The 1767-nt window shown below is 40.3% G+C and carries 1 protein-coding gene; it reads right to left on the reverse strand.

Translation table 11 applies throughout. The annotated features are described in order from the left end of the window. Positions 1–158 precede the first annotated feature (158 nt). A complete protein-coding gene (locus tag F6K37_RS40860) occupies positions 159–1166 on the reverse strand; it encodes an RNA-guided endonuclease InsQ/TnpB family protein (RefSeq protein ID WP_502887835.1) in 1008 nt (335 codons plus the stop codon). Positions 1167–1767 lie beyond the last annotated feature (601 nt).

A 1767-nucleotide genomic window follows, 5' to 3' on the forward strand; every position in this document is an offset into this window, starting at 1 on the left:
TCACTCGGATTTCACGAGGGTCAGAAGTTACCGAAAGAATAGTGCAGCCTTTATGGTCAGCAGGTTAGGCATCATAGGAGTAAGGTTTTGTACTAAGGCTGCACTATTCTAAGGTTTTGTCTCCGGGATGGTTTTTCACCATCATGGTTATCAAGTTGTCATGGTTCATTTCTGACCAAGCGGCTAATCCCCCAAACCCTTATAGAGTAAGGTTTATAGCCAACGAATCGCACTGACCACCCAGCATCCAACACAGATTTAGCCAATCGGGATTTAGCCATCCCCTTAACGTTTAGCTTTTCGTGGGCGATTACATCATACTTTGATAGCAAATAATTGGTTGTTTTAAAGTGGAAATCCTTCCGTTTATCTGCTACCTTTTTCTGCTGTTTTCCAAGTTGCTTGATAGCCTTAAGTCTGTTGTTACTTCCCTTCTGGCGTCGGGATACTCGTTTCTGGATAACCTTTAACCGTTTTTGAGACTTCCGATAATACTGAGGAATATTAATGGTTTCCCCTTCAGAAGTAGTCAAAAACTCTTTGAGGCCAACATCAATACCAACTATTGAGTCAGGGTTAATATCAGGTTTGATCTCAGGAACTGTTTTATCTTCCAGAGATAAAACTAAATAGTAGCCATCACATTTTTTGGTGATAGTTGCTGTTTTTATCTTGAATCCAGCAGGTATTGGGCGATGAAGGATGACTTTGAGCTTTCCTAGTTTTGGTAGGTTGATCAGATTACCCTCCAAGCACCCCTCTTTCATTTGTGGATAAGTAAAAGTACGGTAGCGATGACGCTTTTTGAATCTAGGTCTCCCGCTCCGTTTCCCATTACTATCTCCTTTTATGAACCTATCAAAAGCCAATTTAACTCTTTTTACTACATCCTGAAGTACCTGAGAATGAACTGTTTTATACCAAGGATGAGTTTTTTTGAGGTTTGGGAGAGTTTTATTTTGACTAAAATAATCGGGATTATTTCTTAGATCGGGAAGATGGCAGACAAGGGGACAAGCATTGATAGAACAGCGATTTTGTTCATACCAGGAAAACCGGTCGGCCAAAAGGTAGTTATATTGAGCGCATAACATTGACAGCCAATTGTTTATCAATATTTTCTGTACTTTTGTCGGTTTAAATTTATACTGATATGCTATTCTCATGTTCGTTGTCATCCTACTTATCGACCGACTCTAATTATAATAAAGTGTATAAACTTATGACAACCCAAAAATGAAAGACAAGAAACTGATAATCAGGATTACTGACTTCGAGAAAAGACAGTTACAGCAAGAAGCCGAACGACGTGGAATGACTTGATCTGAATTAGTAAGAAGCTTAATAGCTCGCTTCCCTGTCCCGTGCATATCCTGTGCAAAATTCATCCCGGAGATGAAACCTTAGAAGAGTGGAGCCTTATTCCACGAGTTTTAACCAAAGGTGCGCTTGACCCGTAATTAAATTCGCCACGGGTCGCACCTCTTTTATGCATAGCCTGCCAACTATAAAGGCGACCCTCTGATTGCGGTAACTTCTGACCACACTCATGGCGTAGCATTGAGATGTGGGGCTTCTTTTACCGGACAGCTAACAGCTTTGAGAATTTCTGACACCCAGGAAACCCTAGATATCGATTAAGGTTAGCAGGTGGAGGTTTTACCAATTACTAATGACTAACGACAAAAAACAACAGACCATTTTAAAAGTGATTAACTGGACTTGATATAACACATCTATTTAATTGAGGGGTATAACCCGTCATGC

The organism is Moorena sp. SIO4E2 (genome assembly GCF_010671945.1).
Lineage (GTDB): Bacteria > Cyanobacteriota > Cyanobacteriia > Cyanobacteriales > Coleofasciculaceae > Moorena > Moorena producens.

Coding starts and splice junctions, on each gene's coding strand:
- F6K37_RS40860 (WP_502887835.1), bottom strand. CDS start 1,166: ATGAGAATAGCATATCAGTATAAATTTAAACCGACAAAAGTACAGAAA.